Origin of the sequence: Agreia pratensis, from assembly GCF_900177685.1 — a bacterium.
GTDB classification, from domain to species: domain Bacteria; phylum Actinomycetota; class Actinomycetes; order Actinomycetales; family Microbacteriaceae; genus Agreia; species Agreia pratensis.
In genome coordinates this window covers 156963-182338 of the sequence record NZ_FXAY01000004.1, presented here as the reverse complement: position 1 = coordinate 182338, position 25376 = coordinate 156963, and the positions used below count along the sequence as shown (strand labels likewise).

21 protein-coding genes are annotated in these 25376 nt (G+C 66.2%); 10 read left to right on the top strand and 11 right to left on the bottom strand.

Going from position 1 to position 25376, the window contains the following annotated elements:
• Positions 1-5: 5 nt before the first annotated feature.
• The 5 genes from B9Y86_RS12970 to nirD form a co-directional block, all read right to left on the bottom strand.
• Positions 6-1646 (bottom strand): FAD-dependent oxidoreductase, encoded by a 1641-nt coding sequence (locus B9Y86_RS12970; RefSeq protein WP_085486710.1) that lies wholly within the window; start codon positions 1644-1646, stop codon positions 6-8.
• Entirely contained in the window at positions 1639-3759 is a 2121-nt protein-coding gene (locus tag B9Y86_RS12965; RefSeq protein ID WP_085486708.1) for a molybdopterin oxidoreductase family protein, read from the bottom strand. The genes B9Y86_RS12970 and B9Y86_RS12965 overlap by 8 nt, the downstream gene beginning before the upstream one ends.
• A 31-nt stretch (positions 3760-3790) precedes the next feature.
• The gene (locus B9Y86_RS12960) at positions 3791-5200 is read right to left on the bottom strand and encodes an MFS transporter (RefSeq protein WP_085486706.1); all 1410 of its coding nucleotides are present in this window, start codon (positions 5198-5200) and stop codon (positions 3791-3793) included.
• Between the two features lie 98 nt (positions 5201-5298).
• Entirely contained in the window at positions 5299-6072 is a 774-nt protein-coding gene (locus tag B9Y86_RS12955) for a sirohydrochlorin chelatase (protein WP_085486704.1), read from the bottom strand.
• The gene (gene nirD, locus B9Y86_RS12950) at positions 6069-6425 is read right to left on the bottom strand and encodes a nitrite reductase small subunit NirD (RefSeq protein WP_085486702.1); all 357 of its coding nucleotides are present in this window, start codon (positions 6423-6425) and stop codon (positions 6069-6071) included. Before nirD ends, B9Y86_RS12955 begins: the two co-directional genes overlap by 4 nt.
• Before the next feature lie 226 nt (positions 6426-6651).
• On the opposite strand from nirD, the gene nirB reads away from it, so the two are divergent.
• The 4 genes from nirB (at position 6652) to B9Y86_RS12930 (ending at position 12586) form a co-directional block, all read left to right on the top strand.
• Complete coding sequence (gene nirB, locus B9Y86_RS12945; RefSeq protein ID WP_085486700.1) at positions 6652-9267, top strand: nitrite reductase large subunit NirB; 2616 nt, start codon at positions 6652-6654, stop codon at positions 9265-9267.
• Between the two features lie 4 nt (positions 9268-9271).
• Complete coding sequence (cobA, locus tag B9Y86_RS12940; RefSeq protein WP_085486698.1) at positions 9272-10366, top strand: uroporphyrinogen-III C-methyltransferase; 1095 nt, start codon at positions 9272-9274, stop codon at positions 10364-10366.
• Positions 10367-10378: 12 nt separating this feature from the next.
• Entirely contained in the window at positions 10379-11512 is a 1134-nt protein-coding gene (locus tag B9Y86_RS12935) for a uroporphyrinogen-III synthase (protein WP_085486696.1), read from the top strand.
• 78 nt (positions 11513-11590) lie between these two features.
• On the top strand, positions 11591-12586 hold the full coding sequence (locus B9Y86_RS12930; protein WP_085486694.1) for a GlxA family transcriptional regulator: 996 nt from the start codon (positions 11591-11593) through the stop codon (positions 12584-12586).
• On the opposite strand, the gene B9Y86_RS12925 is transcribed toward B9Y86_RS12930, so the two are convergent.
• Entirely contained in the window at positions 12497-13420 is a 924-nt protein-coding gene (locus B9Y86_RS12925) for a helix-turn-helix transcriptional regulator (RefSeq protein ID WP_176223357.1), read from the bottom strand. The two genes, B9Y86_RS12930 and B9Y86_RS12925, sit on opposite strands and share 90 nt — an antisense overlap.
• A 231-nt stretch (positions 13421-13651) precedes the next feature.
• Between B9Y86_RS12925 and B9Y86_RS12920 the strand changes: the two genes are divergently transcribed.
• Positions 13652-14446 carry a helix-turn-helix domain-containing protein gene (locus B9Y86_RS12920; protein WP_085486690.1) on the top strand — a complete coding sequence of 265 codons (795 nt, stop codon included), beginning with the start codon at positions 13652-13654 and terminating at the stop codon, positions 14444-14446.
• 7 nt (positions 14447-14453) lie between these two features.
• On the opposite strand, the gene B9Y86_RS12915 is transcribed toward B9Y86_RS12920, so the two are convergent.
• Positions 14454-14999, bottom strand: a complete 546-nt coding sequence (locus B9Y86_RS12915) for an MmyB family transcriptional regulator (RefSeq protein WP_139824888.1) — start codon at positions 14997-14999, stop codon at positions 14454-14456.
• A gap of 109 nt (positions 15000-15108) precedes the next feature.
• On the opposite strand from B9Y86_RS12915, the gene B9Y86_RS12910 reads away from it, so the two are divergent.
• Genes B9Y86_RS12910 through B9Y86_RS12900 form a run of 3 tightly spaced genes read left to right on the top strand, consistent with a single transcriptional unit; the run spans position 15109 to position 17668 of the window.
• Complete coding sequence (locus B9Y86_RS12910) at positions 15109-15987, top strand: DNA/RNA non-specific endonuclease (RefSeq protein ID WP_085486686.1); 879 nt, start codon at positions 15109-15111, stop codon at positions 15985-15987.
• Positions 15988-15989: 2 nt separating this feature from the next.
• Positions 15990-16730, top strand: a complete 741-nt coding sequence (locus B9Y86_RS12905) for a YqjF family protein (protein ID WP_244894753.1) — start codon at positions 15990-15992, stop codon at positions 16728-16730.
• A complete protein-coding gene (locus B9Y86_RS12900; protein WP_085486682.1) occupies positions 16727-17668 on the top strand; it encodes an EamA family transporter in 942 nt (313 codons plus the stop codon). Before B9Y86_RS12905 ends, B9Y86_RS12900 begins: the two co-directional genes overlap by 4 nt.
• Here the strand turns inward: B9Y86_RS12900 and B9Y86_RS12895 are convergent.
• Positions 17633-18217, bottom strand: a complete 585-nt coding sequence (locus B9Y86_RS12895) for a helix-turn-helix domain-containing protein (protein ID WP_085486680.1) — start codon at positions 18215-18217, stop codon at positions 17633-17635. The genes B9Y86_RS12900 and B9Y86_RS12895 overlap by 36 nt on opposite strands.
• Positions 18218-18263: 46 nt before the next feature.
• Between B9Y86_RS12895 and B9Y86_RS12890 the strand changes: the two genes are divergently transcribed.
• The gene (locus B9Y86_RS12890) at positions 18264-19088 is read left to right on the top strand and encodes a class I SAM-dependent methyltransferase (protein WP_085486678.1); all 825 of its coding nucleotides are present in this window, start codon (positions 18264-18266) and stop codon (positions 19086-19088) included.
• Between the two features lie 10 nt (positions 19089-19098).
• Here B9Y86_RS12890 and B9Y86_RS12885 read toward each other — a convergent pair whose 3' ends face one another.
• From B9Y86_RS12885 to B9Y86_RS12875, 3 genes are all read right to left on the bottom strand, one after another.
• A complete protein-coding gene (locus tag B9Y86_RS12885; RefSeq protein WP_085486676.1) occupies positions 19099-19674 on the bottom strand; it encodes a dihydrofolate reductase family protein in 576 nt (191 codons plus the stop codon).
• A gap of 110 nt (positions 19675-19784) precedes the next feature.
• Entirely contained in the window at positions 19785-22967 is a 3183-nt protein-coding gene (locus B9Y86_RS12880; RefSeq protein WP_176223356.1) for a GH32 C-terminal domain-containing protein, read from the bottom strand.
• Positions 22968-23081: 114 nt separating this feature from the next.
• Complete coding sequence (locus B9Y86_RS12875; protein ID WP_085486674.1) at positions 23082-24131, bottom strand: LacI family DNA-binding transcriptional regulator; 1050 nt, start codon at positions 24129-24131, stop codon at positions 23082-23084.
• Between the two features lie 109 nt (positions 24132-24240).
• Between B9Y86_RS12875 and B9Y86_RS12870 the strand changes: the two genes are divergently transcribed.
• Positions 24241-25341, top strand: coding sequence for a substrate-binding domain-containing protein (locus B9Y86_RS12870; protein WP_085486672.1), 1101 nt, complete (start codon positions 24241-24243; stop codon positions 25339-25341).
• Positions 25342-25376: the final 35 nt, after the last annotated feature.

The window sequence follows — 25376 nt, the reverse complement described above, 5'->3', positions numbered from 1 at the left end:
GCGGCCTATGTCGTGAGCACGGCGGCGCGTTCGAGAACCTGCCCGATGCGCTCTTTGCAGCCACCGCATCCGGTGCCCGCTCGCGTCGCCTTGCCGATGCAGGTCACGGTGGAGTTCCCGGCCTCCGCCGCCGAGGTGATCGCCCCGACGGTGACGGCGTTGCACCAGCACACCGTCGCATCCTCGGCGAAGGCATCGCCTGCCGAGGCGTCATCGAAGTCCGGGCCGTCGTGTCTCAGCAACACCGAGCGATCTGTCGGCAACTCGCTGCGCCGCTCGAAGAGCAATGTCAGCTCCGCAGCCGCGCGGGGCATACCCACGCAGACGAGCGCCTCGAGAACCCCTCCGCGTGTGATCATCTTCACGTAGCGGCCGTGCTCCGCGTCCATCCAACTCGACACCCTCCTCGGCGGTTCGTGGAGGCATCCGCTGGTGTGGGCGGCGGCAGTGCCGTGAACGTCATCGGCGAGATCGTCGAGGGGGTCTCTCGAGACATCGCCTACGGCGACGACGTCGATTCCGGATGCCTTCAGCATGACCACCGCGCTGCGGTCGGCTTCGAGAGGCGCCGGCTTCTCGACTCCGCTCGCAACGGCGATCAAGGCGCGGGCGAGCCAGTCGGCCTGACGCCATCCGGGCCCTATCAGCCCGGAGGGCGCGCCCCGAGGAGGAGCCTGCGAATCGCCGATGCGGGGCCTGGCTGCGATCTGCGCGCAGTCGCCGATGGCGTGAATGCGCTCGTCTGACCAGCTCGTGAGGTTCTCGTCGACCAGGATGCCCGTGGCCACGTCGAGGCCGGCGAGCCGCGCGAGTTCGCTTCGGGCGCCGACGCCGCAGCTGAGCACAAGCAGATCCGCGAAGATCTGCTTGCCATCGGCGCACACGAGTGCGTCGAAGCGGTCGACCCCGTCGGAATCCTGACGGAAGATGACGCTCTCTGCCGGCGAATGCGAGATCATGCTCACCGCCGAATGCCGGGCACCCCTCGCGAGCAGCAGGCCGGCGCCGCGGTCGAGCTGACGCGCCATAGGAATCTCTCCGTGGTAGACGACCCCCACCTCCGCCCCGGCCTCGGCTGCCGCCAGGGCCAGCTCCATTCCGAGCACCCCGGCCCCGAGCACAAGAATCTTCTGGCCGAGGCCCACCGCGCGGGCCACCGTATCGGCATCGGCGAGGTCACGAAGCGCGGTGACCCCGCGCGGCAGAGGGGCCTCGGCGGAGTCGAGCAGCCGCGCATCGTCTGCGGGACGTCGATAGTCGTAGCGCAGCCGGGTGACCCCGGCGAGCGTGGGCACGTTCGCTCGGGCTCCCGTCGCGAGCACGATCCTGTCGTACCCGATCACAGACCCGTCGCTGAGAGTGACCGTGCGTCGGGTGCGCTCGATCGACACGGCGCATACTCCGGTGCGCACCGAGACACCGGCCGCGATCGCCTCCTCTGGGTCTGTCACATCGAGGGTTTCCCGCTCGGCGCGACCCATGGCGAGCTCGGCGATGAGCACTCGGTTGTAGGCGGCATCGGCCTCGGCACCGACCACCGTAAGCTCGATGAGTCCCGCAGAGACGGCCGGCAGCAGCTCGTCGACAAGGCGTGCTCCCACGGGTCCGTACCCGATCACGACGACGCGCAATGGTGATTCAGGCATGGACGACCTCCGGTACGGATGCTGTGTCGAGCGAGCGGATGCGAACGGTCGTGCGCTTGAACTCGGGCATGCCCGAGATCGGATCCGTCACCTGCTCGGTGAGGAGGTTGGCGCTCTGTTCACCGCCGAAATGGAAAGGCAGAAAGACCGTGTCTGGCCGGATCTCGAGGCTCAGTTCGGCACGGCAGTGCACGTCCGCCTCACCTCGGCTCAACTGCACCCGAGATCCGTCGTCGATGCCGAGCAGCTCGGCCGTGGCCGGGTGGATCTGCATCCGGGCCTCCGGTTTGGCGGCGAGCAGCTCGGGTACGCGTCGCGTCTGCGCTCCCGATTGATAGTGCTCGAGCAGGCGACCGGTGATGAGCGTGACGACGCCGTCTTTCTGAGCTGCCGGATGACGCTCGACGGCCTTCACGGCCACGAGTCGCGCCAGACGGTCGCCGTGGGCGAAGCCGTCGGCGAAGAGCCGCGGCGTTCCCGACGATCCACGCGGAAACGGCCAATAGGCGGGCGCCGAGTCATCGTCGAGCGCGTCGTAGCTGAGTCCGGAGTAATCGGCCAGCCCTCCCTCGGACGCCCGGCACAGCTCGTCGAAAACGCTTCGCGCTTCGGTACTGAACTCGCCGGCCGAGCCGAGCCGATGGGCGAGCTCGCTGAGGATCCACAGTTCGCTGCGCACGCCCGCCGGAGGATCGATGGCCTTGCGTCGCCTAAGTACTCGACCCTCGAGGTTCGTCATCGTGCCCTCCTCCTCTGCCCACTGGGTGACGGGCAGAACGACGTCGGCCAGCGCACCGGTCTCGCTGAGAAAGAAGTCGCAGACGACGAGCAGCTCGAGTCGAGCGAGGCCGGCGCGAACAGCGGCGACATCGGGGGCAGACACGACGACGTTCGAACCGTGCACGAGCAGACAACGCACACCGTTCTCCGCCCCGAGCGACTGCAGGAGTTCCACGGCGGGAACGCCCGGTCCCGGGAGCGACGCAGGCTCGACTCCCCAGACCGACGCGACATGCGCTCGGGCCCGGGCATCGGTGATCTTTCTATACCCCGGGAGCTGATCGCTCTTCTGGCCGTGTTCTCGACCACCCTGGCCGTTGCCCTGCCCGGTCAGCGTGCCGTAACCCCCGTTCGCGCTTCCGACGAGTCCGAGCACGAGGCTGAGATTGATGGCGGCCGTCGCGGTGTCGGTGCCGTCGGCGTGCTGCTCCACTCCCCTGCCCGTGAGGATGTAGGTGCCCTGGCCCTGCGCCAGTCGCCGCGCGATCGCGCGCAGTTGATGCACGGGGACTCCGGTCTGAGACTGCACTCTCTCGGGCCACCAGGAGCTGACGCTCCGGCGAACCCTCTCGAATCCGGTCGTTCGGCGCTCGAGATACTCGAGATCGTGCAGTCCCTCCGCGATGACGATATGGGTGAGGCCGAGGAGCAGGATGAGATCGCTCCCCGGAGTCGGCTGCACATGCATGCCTCCGCCATCGTCGGTGAGGCGTGCGGTCGGCGACCGGCGCGGGTCGACCACGATGAGTCCGCCGGCCTCTCGCGCAGCGGCGAGGTGCCCGATGAAGGGCGGCATGGTCTCGGCGACGTTCGAGCCGAGCATCATGATTGTCGATGCACTATCGAGGTCCTCGAGAGGAAAGGGAAGCCCGCGGTCGAGCCCGAATGCCCTGTTTCCCGCCGCCGCCGCCGACGACATGCAGAATCGCCCGTTGTAGTCGATTCGCGACGTTCCGAGAGCGACCCGGGCGAACTTGCCCAGCTGGTAGGCCTTCTCGTTCGTGAGGCCGCCTCCGCCGAACACCGCGACCGAGTCGGCCCCGTGCTCCGCTCTGCTGCGACGCACCGCGCCCGCCACCGCATCGAGGGCCTCCTCCCACGACACGGGCACGAGTTCGCCACGGGAATCGCGCATCAGCGGCGACGTGATCCGCTGCGGAGAATCGATGAGCTCGGCCGACGTCCACCCCTTTTTGCACAGGCCGCCACGATTCGTCGGGAACTCTCGACCCCCTACATCCAGGGATGCGCCGACCGCGACCGACGGTGACAGAGTCATGGCGCATTGCAGCGCGCAGTACGGGCAGTGCGTGCGGGCGTCACGGGTCGTCATTCTGGGGAGGTCCTTCGTTCGGTCGTGGGAGTCAGATGCGTTGGCCGCTGAACGCGGAGCCTCGGCGCAGATAGACGAGCCCCGTCACGATCATCAGCACGACGTAGGCGACGACGAACATGTTCAAGGCGCTGGTGTAGTCGCCCGTCGACGTCTTCGAGAAGCCCAACATCTGCGGGATGACGAAGCCGCCATATGCGCCGATGGCGGAGATGAGGCCGAGCGACGCAGCGGTCTTGCGCTGCGTTGACACGTCTCCGGAGTCCGTCGCCGCATCCGCCACACCCGACCGGGCTGCGAAGACGCTCGGGATCATGCGATACGTGGAGCCGTTGCCGACGCCGCCCGCGACGAAGAGCAGGAGGAAGCAGCCGAGGAAGATCCAGAAGTTGTTCATGCCGATCGTCCAGGTCACCGCCAGGGCTCCGATGGCCATGACGGCGAACGCCGCCATAGTGACTCGCGCTCCGCCGAACCGGTCGGCGAGCCGTCCTCCGTAAGGCCGAGAGAGAGACCCGACGAGGGCGCCGAGAAAGGCGAGCGAGATCGATGCCGACCCGACAGCGAAGGTCGAGAAGTCGGGGAACTGGTCGGCGATGAGCTTGGGGAACACACTGGCGAACCCGATGAACGAACCGAATGTGCCGATGTACAGCAGCGCGAGGATCCACAGGTGCGGCTCCCGGAGGGCGGCGATCGACGCGCTGAAGTCGGCCTTGGCGCTCGAGAGGTTGTCCATGTGGCGGTAGGCGCCCCACATGGCGAGAAGAATGAAGGGAATCCAGATCCACCCGGCAAGAGGCAGGTTGAGGGTCGCAGCCGCACCGATCGTGATGGCGATGGGCACCACGAGCTGAGCGACCGATGCTCCGAGGTTTCCGCCGGCTGCGTTGAGGCCGAGCGCCCACCCCTTCTTGCTCTGCGGATAGAAGTAGGTGATGTTCGACATCGAACTGGCGAAGTTGCCGCCACCGAGGCCCGCGAGCGCGGCGATGGCCAGCATCACGCCGAAGGGGGTTTCGGGATGTCCGACGCAGATCGCCAGTCCCGTGGCCGGAATCAGGAGCAGACCGGCCGAGATGATCGTCCAATTCCTGCCACCGAACTTCGGCACCATAAAGCTGTAGGGAAAGCGGAGGGTCGCGCCGACGAGGCTGGGGATCGAGATCAGCCAGAAGATCTGGCCCGTGTCGAAGGTGAAGCCGACGGCGGGGAGCGAGACGACGACGATGCTCCAGAGTTGCCAGATCACGAATCCGAGGAACTCGGCGAAGATCGACCATCTGAGGTTGCGGGCCGCGATCTGCTTTCCCCCTCCTTCCCATTGGGCGGGGTCCTCCGCATTCCAGTTGTCGATCCAGCGGCCGGGGCGAGTGACGAGCCCGGGAGCCGTCTGCGTGTCGGTGACGAGCGGTGCGGAGGGTGTTTCGGTGTGGGTCAAGACGTTCTCCGATGGTCGATAGTGCGAGCCGACGAGCTGTCGAAATCGACGCTAGCCACGCGGTGTTTCAGCCGACGGCCAGGGGCATTACCGTTCGGTCACCAGGTCGTCGCATTGGTGCGGCCGCCCTGATAGGCCTCCGTAACACGCTCGTCACATAGGCGCACGAAGCGGTCGATGACAACGTCGACCAACTCCCACGGCGGAGCCTGCCCGTCGATCAGCAGAGGGTCGGTCACCACGTCGCCGCCTGCTCGGTACACGAGGGACTGGAAGTATCCGGGAGCGAGCAGGTAGCTCGCGATGACCACGCGCCTGTCGGGCGACTCGGTGCGCGCACGCTCGACAGCCTGCTCGAGCCGCGGTTCAGCGGCCGAGAGGAATCCCACGGTGACGGGCCTGCCCAGCTCGGCTGCGAGCAGCGCCCCCATGACCCGACAGTCCTCGACCGCGCCGGAGTCGCTCGATCCCGCCGCCGCCAGCACCACGCTGTCTTCGTCTCTGATGCCGGCCGCCGCCAACCTCTGGGCGAGAATTCGCGCGAGACGCGCATCCGGGCCGAGGGCCGAGGTCACGACGACCGGTCTTGGCGGAGACGATCGGGTGGCCTCGTCTGCGGCTTCCGCGAGGTCGACGTGCACATGGTACCCGCTCGACAGCAACAGCGGCACGATCACCGCGGGCGTGCCGTCGGCGAGCGTCTCGAGCGCTGTCGGCACATCGGGTTGCTGCACGTCGACGAACGCGCCCACGACCGTGAGGTCGCGTCGCCTTTCCGCGACCGCCGAGACGAGGGATGCGACGGCCCGGCGACCCGCCGGATCGCTCGTTCCGTGGGATGCCGCCAGCAGAACAGGTGGTGCGATCGTCACGCGGCCACACCGTTCGTGGCGCGGTCGAGCCGTGCGTCGATCTCGACGATGCCGTCGACAACACGAACTCCGACGACGGGCAACCGGTACTCCGGTGCGCTGTAGCACTCCCCCGTCTCGAGGTCATAGATCTGCTTGTGCAGCGGCGACGCGATGGTGACCCTGTCACCTTTCGAGCCGACGATGCCGCGCGATAGAACCTGCGAGCCCGTGGCCGGATCCTCGTTCGAGACGGCGTGGAGGCGGTCGCCGGGCAGACGGAAAAGCGCGAACTGCTCGCCGTCGACGAGCACCGCCTCACCCCAGAGCACTTCGAGGTCATCGAGACGGCAGACGGGAGTCCAGGTCGTCATGAAGAGAGCCTTTCTGACGCGGTCGCATAAGGGAATGCACCCAAACTAGGTGCCGCAGATTTCCCCCTCTGACCGCCGCCATGACAGTTACGTAACAAAGACCTCTCCGTGGCCCCGGCACGAGGTGAGGCGCCCGTCACACACTGTTACGTGGGCGCAATCGTCGGGAAATCGGCGCTACCTAGGCTTCGAGCATCCCCTGACGACGCACGTGGAAGGCACAGCCATGACGAGCCCGAACTTCTCTGGCGAACCACCCCACCGGGTGGTCGTCATCGGCGGCGGCCCCGCCGCGCACCGGTTCGCCGAGTCGATGCACTCGCGGCGGGCACAGGAGGGCTCGCGCGATGTGACCGTGACCGTGCTCGGTGAGGAGATCCATCTCCCCTATGACCGCGTGGCCCTCTCGCGCCGCCTCGTCTCGTCGGAGGACCTGACCCTCGGCGATAGAGAACTCTGGAATTCGCCGGGCATCACCTATCGAGGCGGGGTCGCTGCCAGCCGGGTCGACCTCGAAGAACGTTCCGTCGAACTCGCAGACGGCAGCACCGTGCCCTACGACGATCTGGTGTTCGCGACGGGGTCGGCGGCGACGGTGCCTCCCATCCCCGGCGCGTCGCAAGGCTACGTGTACCGCACCCTCGAAGACGTGGACTTCCTCGTCGCAGAGTCCGCACGGCTGGCCGCACAGCTCGGTCGCCCCGCACACGTGGTCGTGGTCGGCGGAGGCCTCCTCGGGCTCGAGGCCGCGGGCGGCCTCCAGCGACTCGGCGCCCGAGCAACGATCGTGCACTCCGGCCGGTGGCTGATGTCGGCCCAGCTCGACGAGGGGGCCGGCCAGGCCCTCGGTCGACTGATCGAGGCACAGGGAGTGACACTCGCGCTCGGCAACCGTCCGACTCAGGTGCTCACCGGTCCGTCCGGCCGCGTGCTCGGCGTGGAGCTGACCGACGGGCGGGCGATCAGCGCCGACCTGGTGGTCTTCTCGATCGGAATCACTCCCCGCGACGAACTCGCCCGGGCCGCAGGGCTTGCGATCGGCGCACGGGGCGGCATCGTCATCGGCGACGATTGCAGCTCATCGCACGACGGCGTCTGGGCGATCGGCGAGGTCGCGAGCGTCGGCGGTGTCTGTGTGGGCCTCGTCGCCCCGGCGAATGCCATGGCCGAGGTCGTCGCCGACCGCATCCATCAAGGCGAGGCGAGTTTTCCGGGAATCGACGACGCCACCAAACTCAAGCTGTCGGGCGTCGAGGTGGCGAGCTTCGGCGATGCGCTCGGGGCATCCGAGGGCGCACTCGAGGTCGTGTACGCCGATCCGGCCCGCGGCATGTACCAGAAGATCGTCGTCTCGAACGACGCCAAGACGTTGCTCGGCGGCATCTTCGTCGGAGACGCGGCGCCCTACACCGCTCTCAGGCCGCTCCTCGGTCGAGAGCTTCCGGCGGAGCCGAGCGCCTACCTGTCAGCAGCAGGCGTCGAGGCTCCCGCGAGCGCCGAGCTGCCCGACGACGTTCAGCTGTGCTCGTGCAACAACGTGTCGGTCGGCGCTGTGCGTGGCGCCATCCGCGGCGACCATGGCGAGGCCTGCACCGAACTCGGCCCGCTCAAGACCTGCACGCGGGCCGGCACGCAGTGCGGATCGTGCGTTCCTCTGGTCAAGAAGATTCTCGAGACCGAACTATCCAAGGCCGGCATCGAGGTCTCGAAGGCGCTGTGCGAACACGTCGACCTCAGCCGCAGCGAGCTGTTCGAGGCCGTGCGCATTCTTCAGCTCACCAGCTACGAGCAGATCATGCAGCACTTCGGTCGCGGTCTGGGCTGCGACGTGTGCAAGCCGGTGATGGCCTCGATCCTGGCGACGCAGACGTCGAAGTACATCCTCGACTCGGGCAGCGGTGCCCTGCAGGACACGAACGACCGAGCACTGGCGAATATGCAGAAAGACGGCACGTACTCCGTGGTGCCTCGTATTCCCGGAGGAGAGATCACCCCCGCGAAGCTGAAGGTGATTGCCGAGGTGGCCGAGCAGTTCAACCTCTATACGAAACTCACGGGCGGCCTGCGCATAGACATGTTCGGCGCCCGCCTCGAGCAGCTTCCCGACATCTGGAGGATCCTCGTCGACGCGGGCTTCGAGTCCGGTCAGGCTTACGGCAAATCCCTCCGCACCGTGAAGTCGTGCGTGGGCTCCACCTGGTGCCGGTTCGGGGTGCAGGATGCCGTGGCGATGGCCATCGAACTCGAGTTGCGTTATCGCGGGTTGCGGTCGCCGCACAAGTTCAAACTCGGCGTCTCCGGCTGCGCCCGCGAATGCGCGGAGGCCCGCAGCAAGGACATCGGCATCATCGCCACCGAGCAGGGATGGAATCTCTACGTGGGCGGCAATGGCGGGTATCAGCCGGCGCACGCGCTGCTGCTCGCTCAGGATCTCGACGACAAGACGCTTATCGCCTACATCGACCGCTACCTGATGTACTACATCCGCACGGCCGATCGGCTGCAGCGAACGGCGCGCTGGCAGGAGGAGCTGCCCGGCGGTCTCGACCACGTGCGCGACGTCGTCTGCAACGACTCCCTCGGACTCGCCGAGGAACTCGAGGCCGCCATGGCGCAGCATGTGGGCAACTACGAAGACGAATGGGCGGCGACTCTCAACGACCCGGAACGCCTCCGCCGCTTCCGTTCGTTCGTGAACGCACCGCGAACGCCGGACCCGGCTGTGGTGCAGGTCACCGAACGCGACCAGCCGAGGCCCGCGCGCGCCGAAGAGCGTGCGGCGGCGACCGCGGAACGGGTTCTCGTCTCGGGGCCGTCGATACCTGTGCGAAGGGGACAATAGGCCCATGGAGATCTCGGTGAACCTGGCGGGCCGTCGCGTTCTCGTCGTGGGGCACGCCGGGCGGGCGCGTCACACGATCGCGCGGTGCGTCGCATCCGGTGCGCGGGTCTATCTCGCCGATGACGGCGAGCCGGGCGACGCCCGAGCCGTCAGCTCTGTCGTGCGCGTCATCGTGCCCTCGAACCGGCTCGAATGGAAGACCCTCGTGTCATCGGTCGACCTGGTGGTCTCCGTCGGTGTCGACTCGTCGACCACCGACGCATTGGAGCGTGCGACCCGCGAGGCGCGCATCTGGCTCACCACGGAGCCGCCGAGTCCCACGCTGCCCATCGGGCGAGTGACGCTCGTCGGCGGAGGTCCGGGCGACGGTCAGCTGCTCACGGTCGCCGCGCTCGCCGCCCTGCGCGAGGCGGACGTCGTATTCTTCGACCGTCTGGGGCCCGTCGCACGCCTGGCCGAATGGGCACCCGGTGCCGAGCTGGTCAATGTAGGCAAGACGCCGGGACACCACGCCGTCAATCAGACCGAGATCCAGGAGCGACTCGTCGAGGCCGCACTCGCCGGCAAGACGGTCGTCCGGCTGAAGGGAGGCGACCCGTTCGTGTTCGGGCGAGGCGGGGAGGAGGTCATCGCGTGCAGCCGCGCGGGCGTGCCCGTGACCGTCGTCTCGGGCGTCACCAGCGCGATCGCGGTCCCCGGCGCGGCAGGCATTCCGGTGACTCATCGCGAGATCTCGAGGCTCTTCACGGTCGTGTCGGGTCATGTGCCACTCAGCGAGAACGAACTGCTGCACCTCGCCGGGCTCGGAGGAACGATCGTCGTTCTGATGGGGGTGGGAACTCTGCCGCACCTCACGGCCGGCCTCATGCGCGCCGGGATGTCGGCATCCATGCCTGTGGCCATCGTTGAGAAGGGCTTCTCGACGGGTCAGCGCACGACCCGCGCCGACCTCGACGAAATCGCGCCGCTCGCCTCGCGACTCGGTGTGCGCTCGCCCGCCGTTGTGGTGATCGGCGAGGTCGTACGATTGAGCGAGCAACTCGATGTGACGGCCGCTACGTTCCTTCAGGATGCCGCGGCCGAACTGACGACCGACTGACGAAAGAGCCCTGTGACCGACTCAGACGCGGATGCCCTGGTCAGAGCATTCCGCCCGGATCAGCTTCGTGGCTTTCGTATCGGCGTGACGAGCGACCGCAGATCGGAAGACTTGATCGCTGCGTTCGAGCGCAGGGGCGCCGATGTCCTGCATGCTCCCGCCATCCGGATCGCGGCAGCCGAAGATGATGCCGAGCTGACCGCCGACACCCTCGCGATCATCGCCGCGCGACCCGATGTGCTGCTCGCCACCACCTCGTATGGCGTGCGGCGCTGGTTCGAAGCTGCGGATGCTGCCGGAATCGGACACGAGCTGAGCGAGACCCTGACGCACACGAGGATCCTCGTTCGCGGCCCCAAAGCGCGAGGAGCGGTTCGCGCGGCCGGCCTCGACGATTCCGGCATGAGTGATGAGGAGACCACGAAGTCCCTCGTCGACCATGTGCTCCGAGACGGTGCCGAGGACAAGACCGTGGCTGTGCAGCTTCACGGTTTCACTGACGAGGGCCAGCTTCAGCGGCTCCGTGACTCCGGCGCAACGGTGCTGACGGTCGCTCCTTACCGGTGGTCGTTGCCGGCGGACTCTTCGCGGGTGCTCCGACTCGTCGATTCGATCTGCGCGGGCTCGCTCGACGCCGTCACCTTCACGAGCGCGCCGGCCGTCGAGGCTCTGTTCGCCGCAGCAGATGGAGCCGGCCGTCTCGACGCACTGCAGACAGCTTTTATGGGCCCTGTCGTCGCTGCTGCGGTCGGTCACGTCACAGCTGCTCCATTGGTGGCCGCAGGGATCGAAGCGATCATCCCACCGCGGTATCGCATGGGCGCGCTCATCCGGCTCGTCTGCGAGCATCTCGAAGAGAACCGAATCCAGCGTCTCTCGACCAGGCACGGCGAAATCGAGTTGCGCGGAAGACTGGTTCGCATCGGCGACGCTGAGGCTGTGCTCGCGCCGCTGTCTCTCGCGCTGTTTCGGGCGCTGCTGAGTGCCGAGGGTGCCGTCCTGTCACGCGCAGAACTCATGACGGCGCAGCCCGACATGCAAGATGACCATGCGACAGACGTGGCGATCAGCAGACTGAGACAGTCGCTTCCGGTACCCGGAATCGTGTCGACGGTGATCAAGCGCGGGTACCGCATAGCGATCTAACCAACAAATGTCTGATTAGACTACGCTTTAATAGAGCCAGCGCTCCAGAACCGCAGCGCGCGTAGACGTCAGGACACCATGCCAGCCATACGGCCACCCCGCGCCCCACGACTGCCTCGCATCGGCATCCTGCTGTTCGACGACGTCAAGATGCTCGACTTCGCCGGGCCCGCCGAGGTGTTCTTCGAAGCCAATCAGCGCTCTACCGGCTATGAGATCGTCACGATCTCACGGTCTGGCGAGCCCGTGATGACGTCGATGGGTATCCAGGTGGGCGTTCAGACGTCGGTGGCGGAAGCGGGGCGTCTCGACACCCTCATCGTTCCCGGAACAGAGAAGGCGGCAACAGTGTTCGCCGACCCCCTGCTGCTCGAATCGATCGCAGAGCTCGCCTCGCGATCCACTCGGATCGCCGGCATCTGCACCGGAGCGTTCGGCCTCGCTGCCACGGGCCTGCTGGCCGGAAAGTCGGCGACGACGCACTGGAAGTTCACGTCTCTGCTCGCGGAGACGTACCCCGAGGTCGATGTTCAACCCGAGGCCATCTTCGTGAACGATGGAGACGTCTTCACGTCGGCTGGCGTCGCCGCGGGAATCGACCTCGCGCTCTGCCTGCTCGAACTCGACTACGGTCCCGAGGTGGCCCGCTCGGTAGCGCAACTGCTGCTCGTGTACATGAAGCGCTCCGGCAATCAGTCGCAGTTCTCCGCGGCGCTGCAGGGACCTCCCCCACGCACTCCCGTGATCACGGTCATCACCGACCACATCAGCGAGGATCCATCCCGGCCATACACGGTCGGTTCTCTCGCGTCGGTCGCGAACGTGAGTACGCGGCATCTGACCCGGGTGATGCGCGACGAGGTCGGTATGTCACCCATGGAGTATGTGACGTCGATGCGGCTCGACCTCGCGGTCTCCTTCCTGGACTCCGGAGCCTCGGTAGCCGATGCCGCGGCGCGTTCGGGCTACGCCACCCCGGTGGCGCTACGACGCTCGTTCGTCGCGCGCTTCACGATCACGCCCTCCGAGTACCAACGCCGATTCCAGTCGACGCATCGGGGACTCACCGCCTGACGAGGCTGAGCTCGAGAGCGTGTCGAGGACAGCCGCAGCACGGGATCCGGGCTCGGCCATGTACGTCGTGAGAAACTGCCCCGGCGACAGGGGGATGCCCAGGGTCTGCCACGTGAGCGATACCGTACCGAAGGGCTCGATGAGCATCGTGCTCACCCCGGCACTCAGTGGTTTCGCGTCGTACTCGGCCCAGATGCGCCGAAACGAGAGGTGCCTCGTCGAAAGCCGACCCACGACATCCTGAAGTCGAGCATCGTGAGGGTCGCCGTTGAAGCGCAGCGCAGCGATGTACTCACGGATCATCTGCTCGTCGCCCTGATCGTGGCCCGTCGCGTCGTGCATGAGTGTCGTCATCGTGAGCTCGTCATACGCCGCCTCGAGCAGATTCGTGCCGGGCACAAGCACGCCCGGCGCGATCAGACGAGCCATGGTATTCGAGGCGAGCACGTCGAGATTGGCGTCGGTGACAGCGGCCGGCGTCTGCTTCCATCGCTCAAGAAGGCGGGTCACGCTGTCACTCACCCCGGTGGATGCGCGCACCGCTCGGAGGTAGGGTCGCGGTCGTGCGAGCCGCGAGAGGTAGCTCAAGCCGTTGTCATCGAGGAGCAGCGCCCTTGCGAGAGAACGCACGACCTGCTCCGAGGGGCGCCTGTCACGCCCCTGTTCTATGCGCAGGTAATACTCGGGACTGATATCCGCGCGCGCCGCGACCTCTTCTCGGCGCAACCCCGGCACTCGGCGGGCGGCTTCTCGTGGCAGTCCGACGTCTTCGGGTTGCACGAGTTCGCGGCGCGCTCGGAGAAACTGCCCCAACGGACTCGATGACACACTCATGGCGTTCGTCCCCCACCCCGGTGCTCTGATTGCAACCGCTCTCATTGTGAGCGCGTTCACCATCGATGCGTGAGGGGGCTTCGGGCCGATCATGGTGCACAAAAGGACATGGGCACGGGGTGGTACTGAGATCAGTGCTGGGTGGTACTGACACGGCCAGGTGGGCAGCCCCGCGCCGCTCATAGACTCGCGGTCATCACCCGCTCGAGCGACAGAGGGCTGCATTCAACCATGAGTCTCTACCATCTGACAGAAGACCGTATCGGCCACTCCCGACTGCTCGACGATGATTCGGGCAGACGTCGCGAGGCCTTCGGCACCGCCGTGGCCCATCACCGAATCGACCCGGGATTCCATTCGTCTGTGTGGGCCGTCATCGTCGATCCGAACGCCGGCGCCGAGCGAGCACGGGCGCTGGCCGGCCGCATCGCCGCATCGTCGCGCGCGGAGGCTGTCTTCGTGCGCGAAAAATCCGGATGCCTCTACTTCGTCACGCGCGCCCGCCCCGAGGCGACGACATTCGACGAGCGGATCCGCGAGCTCGCACGCCGATTCGAGCTGCGGGTGCTCGGAATCGGCGCGGCCCTCATCGAGCAGTCCGACTACGACCTCGCCCCCGTGGCCGAGCGCGCGCACCGCGCTGCCGGCATCCTCGCCGCTCTGCCAGAGCTCGGCGACATGGGATGGCACAACCAGCTCGGCTCCTGGATCATGCTGAGCCGAATCGCACCCGGATCTGTTCGTGTGCGAGACATCTCACCCGCCGCCGATGTGCTGCTCGAACCCGTGAACTCGATCTACCGAGAGACGGTGGAGGTCTACCTCGACGTGGCCGGCCGCATTGCAGACGCCTGTGCACGACTCCACATTCACCGAACGACTCTCTACTACCGACTCGACAAAGCTCCCGAGGTCGTTCGCGACGCCCTTCACGACGGATCGGCCCGCAGCAGTCTCCACCTCGCGCTCAAGCTGGAGCGCCTGTGGCACGCCCATCGGGAATCGCCCATCGATTTCGCACTGTGATCTGAGATCAGTCCGAGTCCGAAACGATTCGTGACTCGATGAGCTCGTCCAGGCGCGCCCGAGAGACATCGTCGACGGGCTGCCAGATGAACAGCACATCGTCCTCGCTGTCCGGCACAGTGAGCATGTAATACGCGCAGGTGATCCGACCGGCCGGTGTGTGGTCGAAGTGCACGACGCCCCTGCTCGTCGCCCGGCGCGATTCGTCGGCCCACGCGACCGAGAACTCTCGACTGTGCACCGAGAGCTCTCCGATGATCGTGTGAAAGTCCCTGTCGGGCTCGTGGTCGTCGAGCGATTCGCGAAGCAGTGCCGCCATCTGCGCTGAGGCCTCTTGCCAACTGGCGTGATCTCGGTTGACGTCGGGGCCGAGAAAGGCGAAGCGCGCCAGGTTGGTGCCCTCGGTGAAGCCCTGACTCAACGCGGATGCGGCCGCGTTCGACACCACGACGGTGAAGAGTCGGTCACAGAGGAAGGCGGGAATCGATGTCCACGATGCGAGCAGATCACTCAGCGCGGCGCGAGAACGAGCAGAATCAGCATCATCGTGCATGACGCTCACGGTAGACCTCGGAACGCGCCGCGGACACCCTGCCCGACGAATTCCGACGATGGTCGAAAGAGCTGCCGTTTCGGAGGTGCGCAGGTGGTTGACTGGGCCCATGGATTCCACGATCGCCGAGCGCGCAGGATACCGATCGGACTTCCTCGCGGTGCCGGTTGCTCTGCCCGCACCGTCGGCAGGAACCCCCGTTCGCGAGCTGAGCTACACGCACTTCACCGTGCTTCTCGACCCGGTGAGACGGCTCGCGCTGTCAACGGGAGTGAACATCGACGGCGGCTCGCTCTATGACCTGGAACGCGGCGACGACTGGCACCTCGACGCCAGAGTTCCCGAGAGCGAGCAGACCGGAGAGTCTGTCTACGCTCGTAACGACCTCGACCGCGGACATCTGGTGCGGCGCAGAGATCCCGTGTGGGGAGATCGCGCCACGGCGATGCAGGCGAATTTCGATACTTTCGCCTACCCCAATGCCGCCCCGCAGGCCAATGACTTCAACCAGTCGAAGGAATTGTGGCTCGGTCTGGAAGACCACGTGCTCTCGTATGCACAGGCGAATCGGAATCGAATCAGCGTCTTCACCTCCCCCGTTCTCGCGCTGAACGATCCCCTGTACCGCGGAGTGGGCATCCCGCAGGCCTTCTGGAAGGTAGCGGTCTGGACCTCGGCCGCGACCGGCACTTCCGCTCTCCGTTCCGCCGGTTTCGTGCTCGATCAGTCGTCTCAATTGACCGACATCGACCTCGACGACTCCAGTGCGCAGGCTCTCATCGACGGCGGACCGCCGCCCCTCGGGCCCTACCTCAGCTACCAGGTTCCCGTCGAAGATATCGAGAGTCTGACGGGCCTCGACTTCGGAGATCTCGTGGGCGCGGATGTCATGGGGCCCGTGCTCGCCGGCAGAGCCGACGGCTCGCCTCGAACCGGATGGGTGAGACTGCGCTCAGAAGACGACATCAGTCTCGAGAAAGCCGCCTAGCCGTGGATCTCTCGCGCACTGCTCCCCCGCTTCGCGGAGGCGTCGTCGCCGCGCAGGAATGGCGCCAGGTCTCATTCGTGCACTGGCGTATCGCCCCGGAGGTCGTCGCACCACTTCTTCCTCCAGGAGTCGTGCCCGATCTCTTCGACGGCTCGGCCTGGGTCGGGCTCATCGCCTTTCGTTTGGGCGATGCCCGCATCGGGCCTTTGCCACCTACATCGCGGTGGGGCTCGTTCACCGAGGTCAACGTTCGGCTCTACGGCGTCGACGCCTCCGGCCGCCGGGGCGTCGTCTTCCGCTCGCTCGAAGCGTCCAGCCTGCCCGCCGTGCTCGCCGCCCGCGCCCTCTTCGGGCTCCCGTATGTGTGGTCACGCACCGACCAGCGCCAGAGCTCCAACGGGTGGCAGTATGCATCTCGTCGACGAGCTCTGCGCCCCGGCTCGCTTGAACCGCGATTCCGCCTCGACGTGTCGGTCGACGAGACGCGCACGGTCGACGACGAGTTGTCGCTGTTCTTGACCGCCCGTTGGGGACTGTTTCAAGAACGGATCGGTCGCACCCTGTGGCTGCCGAACGAGCATGAGCCCTGGGTGCTGCACCCGGCGAAGGTCACCACGCTGCATGATGAGCTCTGCGCCGCCGCCGGCATTCCCGGCATCGTAGACGCTCCTCCCGACTCGGTGCTATTCAGCCCCGGTGTCGATGCGCGTTTCGGGCTCGGCAGCATGAAGGGCGCGGTGTGACCGAGCCACGCCTCGTCGGTGTGGTCGCGATCCTTGTGACCTCGGTGCTGTGGGGCACAACGGGTACCGCCGCGACTCTTGCCCCCACCGTCGGACCACTGGCGATCGGCTCCGCCGCTCTGGGCATAGGCGGTCTGTTGCAGGCTGCCATAGCCCTGCCCTGTCTCCACGCGGCGCGCGCCGCCCTCCGCGCGAGACTCGGCATGGTGATTCTCGGCGCTGTCTCGGTGGCGATCTACCCGCTCGCCTTCTACACCTCGATGCATCTCGCCGGAGTCGCAGTCGGCTCCGTCGTCTCGCTCGCCTCTGCGCCCCTGGCGTCGGGCCTCCTCGAGCGCGTGATCGACCGCCGCACTCTGAGTCGCTGGTGGATGCTCGCGGCCGGGTCGGGCGTGATCGGCAGCGTCATGCTGTGCGTCGCGAAACTCGACGGCCCTGCAGCCTCGGCTGCCGGAACCGTCTCGGGCATTCTGCTCGGACTGCTCGCGGGCGCGACCTACGCCCTCTACTCGTGGGTGGCACGCCGGCTGATGGAGGACGGGGTGAGCCGCGGCGCCTCGATGGGCGCCGTCTTCGGGCTCGGAGGCCTGTTACTGCTCCCCGTTCTCGTGATCACGGGAGCGCCCCTGATCGCATCATCACAGGCGTTCGCCGTTGCAGCCTATATGGCCCTCGTTCCGATGTTCCTCGGCTACGTGCTCTTCGGAATCGGCCTGACCCGTGTATCGGCGAGCACAGCCACCACGATCACGATCGCCGAGCCCGCCGTCGCGACTCTGCTCGCCGTGATCATCGTGGGTGAACGGTTGACGGTCTTGGGGTGGGCAGGACTCGGCGTGATCGGTCTCGTGCTCGTACTGTTGGCCCTCGCCCCGGCCACCGCGCCGCCTCGGAAGCCGCGCTCAGGACTGCCGCTTCGCGGGTCGATGACCGGGTAGGTGAGCACGCTCTCCGTCGTGGTCGAAGATCGTGAGCAGCTCGACGGGCCCGTCGTTCGCTTCGAGGGCGTGCGGTGTCATCGTCGAGAACTCGGCCGCCTGACCCTCGCGCACGAGGATTGTCCGCTCACCGAGGCGCAGAGTGAGCACGCCGTGAAGAACGGTGAACCACTCGTAGCCGGGGTGCACCTGCTGGTCTGTCTTCTCGCGCTCCGCCGTGATGCGCATCTTGGCGATCATCACGCCCCTGCGATCACGCTCGCGCGACAAGAGCCAGATCGTCGATCCGACCCCCGTCTCGGGCTCGGGCCTGATCACCACGTCGTCGTCGCCCTCCGGTTCGACCAGTTGGTCGAGGGTCGTGCCGAGCGCCTGGGCGATCGGCACAAGCTGGTCGAGGGCGATGCGACGGTGGCCGGTCTCGATGCGACTCAGCGTCGATGGTGAGAGGTAGCACCGGCTCGAGAGGGTGTCGAGAGTCCAGCCCAGCGACAGGCGAAGGCTTCGGATGCGCTGGCGCACCACATCGTCGATCATCTCTTGCGTCATACGCAAGAGCATATGTCGAATCGGATAATTCACGTAGCCTTGTCTTATGACGCACTCTTCGCACGCACACGATGCCGAACTCGAGGAACTGCTCGATCTCGACGCGCTGCTCGGCGCATCGGTGCTGTCTCAGGCCATGGATGACGCGTCGCAGGCACTCACGACAGAGCCCCGTGCGATCGTCGATCTCGGGGCCGGCACCGGAACCGGAACGCTTGCGCTCGCAACCCGCTTCGGCCACGCCCGAATCCACAGCATCGACGCCTCCGTCGGCATGCTCGACCGCCTGCGCGGTGCGGCCGACGCGGCGGGCGTGGCGGGCAGGGTGCAGACACACCTGGCTGATCTCGACGGCGATTGGGTCGCCGAGCTGCCGCAGGACATCGATCTGGCCTGGGCGGCTCTCTCGGTGCACCACGTCGGCGACCCTGGACTCTTTCTTCGCCAGGTGTTCGATGCGCTACGCCCCGGGGGTGTTCTCGTCGTCGTCGAGATGACGGGCGAGACGAGCTACGACCCCGCAGACCTGGGCACCGGCCGCGCCCGACTCGGAGACCGCCTCGAGCGCACACTCTCTGCACGCGGCTACCCGATCACCGCAGACTGGACGGATGCTCTCACCTCCGCGGGCTTCGCCCCGATACGTCGGCGAGACGCAAGCCTGACGGCGTCGACAGACACACTCGAGGGCACCCGGTACCTCGAAGTGCAGCTGACCTTCAATCGAGCCATGCTCGGCGACGGCCTCACGAGCGACGATCTCGCCGCCGTCGACGAGGTCATCATGAAGCTGGGGGCCGGCCGCTCGACGATCGCCGTCGCATCCGGTCGTGCAATATGGGTGGCCGTGCGACCCGAGGTCGCCGCGTGATCGATCGACTTCAGTCGTCGTGCGCTCTGGCCGCGGGAACGTAGCGGAGCCAGAGGCCTCCGGCCGCGAGCCGGCGCTCGTCGAGCAGAGTGAGATCGAGGTGGATGCCGACAGGGAAGAAGGGCGTGCCGCCACCAACGGTCTTGGGCCCGAGAACCGGCTGATATTCGTCGATGAGGCCCGCTCGAAGAGCATGGGCCGCGATGTGCGGACCGTCGATGGTGATGTCTCTGTCGGAGGCCGCCTTGAGCCGCCGAATCGCGTCGACATCGAATGAGCGTTCGATGCGCGTCCGCTCGCTGGCGACCTGCTGCAGCGTCGTCGAATAGACGACCTTGTCGGCGGCCTGCCAGACGCGAGCGAAATCGACGATGAACGGAGGCGCGTGCTCGAGCAGATGCGCGGTCTCCCAGAAGAGCATCGTCTCGTACATGCGACGGCCGTAGAGGAATGTGCCCACTGATCGCAGCTGCTCGCCGAAGAAATCGTGCTCTTCTTCACCGACCTCCATGAAGTCGAACCCGCCGTCGGCATCGATGGCGTAGCCGTCGAGAGAGGTGATCATCGAATAGATCAGTTTGCCCATAGGAGCCTCCGAACATGATGCCGCGTCGTCGTCGACACGCTCCGAGGGTACTGCCGCCTCGGGCGAGGGCAAAGCGTGTGCCGCACATCGAGTGTGCGGCACACGCCTGCTCAGCTCGTGACTCGGCTGCGACGAGCGCGCTTTCTGACCCAGAACGTCGCAGCCCCGGCTGAGAGCAGCAGCGCCGCCAGCGCTCCGGCGAATCCGACGGAGAGACCGGTAGCGGCGAGTCCGCCTCGCGAATCGTTGGCAGGCACGGACGGCTGGTCAGTCGACGGTGGCGTCGTCGGTGATCCGACTGCGGCGGCGATCCGCACGTCGACCGGAGCCGAGCTCGCACCCTCTCCGACCAGGTTGCGAGCCGCCACCGTGAAGCTCGCGGCCGAACCCGGCGCCAGCCCCGTGACGCGGCATTCGCCTGCTGCGACCTCGCACACGGAGCCCGCTGCCCGCGCATCCGCGGCGGCCGAGCGCACGACATACGACGTGACCGGCGATCCGCCGTCATCCTCCGGCGCTGCCCAGGTCACAGTCGCGACCCCCGGCTCAGCCGACGTCGCCGCGACCGAGGTCGGAGCACCGGGCACTGCGAGCACCGGCTGCGGATCGTACATTCCGCCGTACAGCGGCGTGATCGTCAGGCTCTCGATCTCGGCCGATCCCCTGGTCGACACGAGCGAGATGCCCGTCGAAGACGGATCGGGGAACACCTGATCGGTGATCGTCGTCGAACCGCCCTGCGCGAATGCCTGCACGCTCGCGTTGTCGACGTAGACCTCGAGCCGCAGGCGGCCATCGCCATCCAACGCCACGGGTGCCGTCTCGACAGACGAGAACGTGGGGTTGAACGAGACGTCGCCCGAGGTGCGACGGTCCAGACTCAACGATCCGGATGCGGTGTCGTAGGTCAACGGCGTGGACTGCGCGCCGTCACTCGACGTGCGCAGGGCAAGACCGAAGCTCGACGCGGTGCCCGGCTTCAGCACGGCATCCACTCGGTAGACGGCGCCCACGCCGTCGACCGGCAGAGCGGTCTCACCCTCGGCGACGGCGCCGGCGGGAACGGTCACCGCGGCGAACGGCTTCGACAGCCCGTCGACCTGCGGAGTGACCTCGGAGACGAGCTTGGGCCGTCCGTCGATGGTCTTCAGAGACAGCTCGCGTGGCAGAGCCATTGCGCTCCTCCATTGACCGGTCGGGATGTCGTTCGCGTACTCCCAGTTGTTCATCCAGCCGATCATGATGCGCTTGCCATCGGGAGCGTTGTCGTATGTGACTCCCGCATAGAAATCGCGACCCCAGTCGAGCCAGTCATACGACTCGATGCGGGGCGCGGCTGCCTCGTCGGAGAACATGAACTGGTCGGCGAGAATGTGGCCCCATCCATTGCGGTTGTTGTCGACGACCGAGATATGCGCCGACTTTCCAATTAGATCGGAGACATCCCACGCGGCCCAGTCGAGGGTCTCGCTGTCGTTGCCCGTCGTGCTGCGGGCGACCTGGCCATCGACCACGAGGTTGACCGTGGTCTCGCTGCTTCGCACGAGCGCAGGGCTGTCGGCCAGCACGACCTCGTCGAGTGTGAGGTGGCCCCATCCCCCGGTTGCTTGATCATTCACACGGATCTGAGCCTGTTTGCCCTGGTATGCACTGACGTCCCAGCTCTTCCAATTCATGGCTCCGTCGTTCTCGCCCGAAGCAGAATCGACGACCGTGCCATCGATGAGCAACTCGGCCTGCAGGACTTGGCCGCTCGACGCGTCGCGCTTTCCTCCCCCGACGAGCATGCTGACGAACGGCTTATCGATAGTGAAGAGGCCCGAGGTGAGCGTTCCGATGTTGTCGTCTCCCTTCGGCCCTCCCTCCCAGGTGTTGAGGCGTTTCGCTCCGATCGAGTAGTCGCCGTTGGAGGTGGACGGGTTGCTCGCTGCGACGAAGTCCCCTGCGACACTCCAGCCGTGATCGACGATGCTCTCGGTGCCCGGATACTCGAAGCCGTCGAAGAGCAGTTCACTGCCCCCGGGCGGCTCATTGCCCAGCTGACCGCCGTCCACATGTGGATGTTTGCCGCCCCCGACGAGAAAGTTGACGTAGTCCTTCGTGAGGGTGAAATCCGGTGACGAGATGCTTCCGATCGGCCAATCACCGTCGTTGTAGCCGTTGATGAGTCCAGGACCGACCTGCCCCACGATCGCCTGCTGTCCATCGATAGCGCCGGCGGCGGGTTGATCTCCGAAGGGACCGTTCTTCCAGTTTCCCGGCTCGTTGGCAACGGTCCAACCCGAGTATGTGCCGTCGTCGAATCCTGCGAACAGGTCGCCGCTTCCACCCCCGTCTGTCGGCTGAGTCGACTCCGAGGTGAACGTGGTGCCGTCGAAGTCGCCCACGAAGTACTGGCCGCCCGAGCCACCGGACACGGCGCCGGGATTGAGGTTCACCACCATCACCCACTTCGTGTTGGCGGGGTCTCCGTCGACGGCGAGCGGGAAGAGGTCGGGGCACTCCCAGATGCCTGCTGTGGCATTCGCCGGCCCGAAGTCGCTGAGGTAACTCCAGTCGATCAGATTGTCGGAGCGGTAGAGCAGCACCCGATGCTCCGTCGCCTCGACCGTCGCCACGACCCAGTAGGAGTTCTCCGCTGAGCCGCCGTCGTACCAGAACACGTGCGGGTCTCTGAAGTTGTTCGAGTCGCGATCCAGTACCGGATTGCCGGAGTACTTCGTCCAGGTCGCGCCCGCATCGGTGCTGTAGGCCAGAGCCTGAGCCTGTTTGCCCGTCTTGTAGGCGAGGGTGTATATGGCGACCAGCGGCGGGTTCTCGGCTGTTCCGAAACCGGACGTGTTGTCGTGGTCGACGACGATGGAGCCAGAGAAGATATCGGCGTCGGCGTCTTGAGGAATGGCGAGGGGCTGCTCGGACCAGTGCACGAGGTCGGTGCTCGTGGCGTGGCCCCAGCTCATGTTGCCCCAGGTCGTGCCGAAGGGGTTGTACTGATAGAAGAGGTGATAGACGCCCTCGTAGTAGACGAGACCGTTGGGATCGTTCATCCAATTCTTCTCGGGGCTGTACCCGAGGTAGGGGCGATACGGCTCGGCCGGAGGAGCCGCGTCTGACACTGCCGCTGCACCGACGAGCGCCGCCGGAGACGCCGCGATGGGTTGAGCTGCCGCTGTTGAGGCGACGCCTGATACTCCGGCCGTGAGAAGCAGAAATGCTCCGGCTGCGGCCACGATTCGCGTGGCCGATCCGGCCCGCCTTCGAGGTTGCTGTTGCTGTTCTTCGTGATGTTCCACGGGACGCCCTTCGCTGCGCGTTGTCGATATGACATCGATGTCATCGATCGCGAGCGATGTTACGGAATGTCCACCGAACAATTCAAGGAGTGATCCGAGACGGCTCTCGTGCGTTCAGAACGGGCGAATCTCTCCAGAGCCCCGCACGATGAGCCGGGTCGGAACGATGAAGTCGCGCGCCGGTTCATCGAGACCGTCGAGTCGATCGAATACCCGTCGAGCCGCGATCTCTCCGATGGATGCCGGATCTTGCGCCACCACGGTGATCGCCGGTTCGAGCATGGCAGCCATAGGCACATCGTCGAAGCCGACCAGGGCAACCCGTGTCGATGCCCCCGCCGACCTCAACGAGGTGATGACTCCGAGCGTGATGAGATTCTGGGCACTGAAGATTGCCGTGGGAGGGTCGTCGAGCGCGAGCAGCCGGGCGACGGCGTCGGATGCCTTCGCTTCGTCGTCGAGATTGTCCACGATGAGTCGGTCCTCCGGAGCGACCCCGTGACGCCGAAGCGTATCGAGATAGCCGCGCTTGCGCTCGCGGGCGGTGAAGATCTTCTCATCGTCGCCCAGATAGGCGATGCGCCGGTGGCCCAAGGCGAGTAGATGCTCGACCGCGCCCGTCGCCCCTTCGGCATTCTCGGTGATCACGGCGTCTGCCTCGATACCGTTCGGCCGACGGTCGACGAACACGATCGGAATGCCCCGATCGAGTTGAGCACCGAGGTAGGCCTGACTCGGCTGGATCGTCGTCAATATCAAGCCGTCGACTCTTCTGCGGAGAAATGCGTTCACAGACGAGAGCTCGCGCTCCGGGTCTTCGTCGAGACTCGAAGCGAACACTGCTACATGGCGCTCCAGGGCGATGTCTTCGACAGCGCGATGGACGGCGGCGGAGAAGGGGTTCGCCACACTTCCGACCAGCAGTCCGAGAGTGTCTGTCCTGCGATCCGCCCGCCTCAGATTTCCCGCCTGCATGTCGGGCTGATACTGCAATTGCTCGGCGGCCCTTCGCACCCGAGCGATGGTCTCCTCCGATACGTGAGGCTCACGGTTGATGACACGCGACACGGTCTTGACCCCCACCCCCGCCAGATCGGCGACATTCTTCATGGTGGGACGGCGACGAAGGGCTTCGTTGCGCCTTGGATCTGATAACGATGTCATAACTGCTCTTCTTCTTCGAGGATTAACTTGACTCTAGCGATCGAGGGCGCCTATACCTATACCTGACATCGTTGTCGGGCAGATCGCCCCCTGAGCCAATGAGGACTCCATGAACACACGCAAATCGCCCATCGCCCGGCTTGCCGGCCTTGGCACCATCGCGCTCGTCGCATCCGTGGGGCTCGCCGCCTGCTCGAGCGGCGGCGCATCCAGCAGCACCGACTCGGCCGGCAGCGGCGGCGACGCCGGCGTCACCCTCATCGTCAAGACCACGACGAATCCCTTCTTCGTCGCCATGGAGGATGGCGCGAAGGCCGCCGCCGACAAGGCAGGCGTCAAGCTGACGCTGGCGGCCGGCAAGGAAGACGGTGACGAGGACACTCAGATCCAGGCGATCGAGAACGCGATCTCCAAGGGAGACAAGGGCATTCTCATCACGCCCAACGGCCCCTCGGTCGTCGACGCTATCCAGAAGGCGCGCGACGCGGGCCTCTACGTGATCGCCCTCGACACGGCCCCCGACCCGGCCGATGCCGTCGACATCACCTTCGCCACCGACAACTTCAAGGCAGGAGAGTCGATCGGCAAGTGGACCGCGGCTCAGCTCGGCGGCAAGAAGGCCACGATCGCCATGCTCGACCTCTTCAACGACAAGGTCGTCTCGGTCGACTACAACCGCGACCAGGGCTTCCTGACCGGAATGGGGATCGACACCGCCGATGCCCAGAAGAACGGCGATGAGGCCAAGACCGGCAAGTACAGCGGAGGCGACTACGAAATCGTCGGCAACGAGGCGACCGACGGAGCCGAGGACGGCGGACGTACCGCGATGGAGACCCTGCTGTCGAAGAACTCCGACATCAACGTGGTCTACACGATCAACGAACCGGCTGCCTACGGCGCATACCAGGCACTCCAGGCCGCGGGCAAGGAGAAGGACGTGCTGCTCGTCTCGATTGACGGCGGCTGCGCCGGCGTCAAGAACGTAGCCGACGGCGTCATCGGAGCCACCGCGCAGCAGTACCCGGTGAAGATGGCCGAGCTCGGTGTCGAAGCCATCGCCAAGCTCGCCGCAGACGGCACCAAGCCGTCGACCACCGCAGGACTCGACTTCTTCGACACCGGCTCGGCGCTGGTCACGGAGAAGCCTGTCGATGGACTCGACAGCATCACGGCCGCCGCCGCGACCGACATCTGCTGGGGCAAGTAGCCCGACGGCCGGGGGTGGAGCTCTCCACCCCCGGC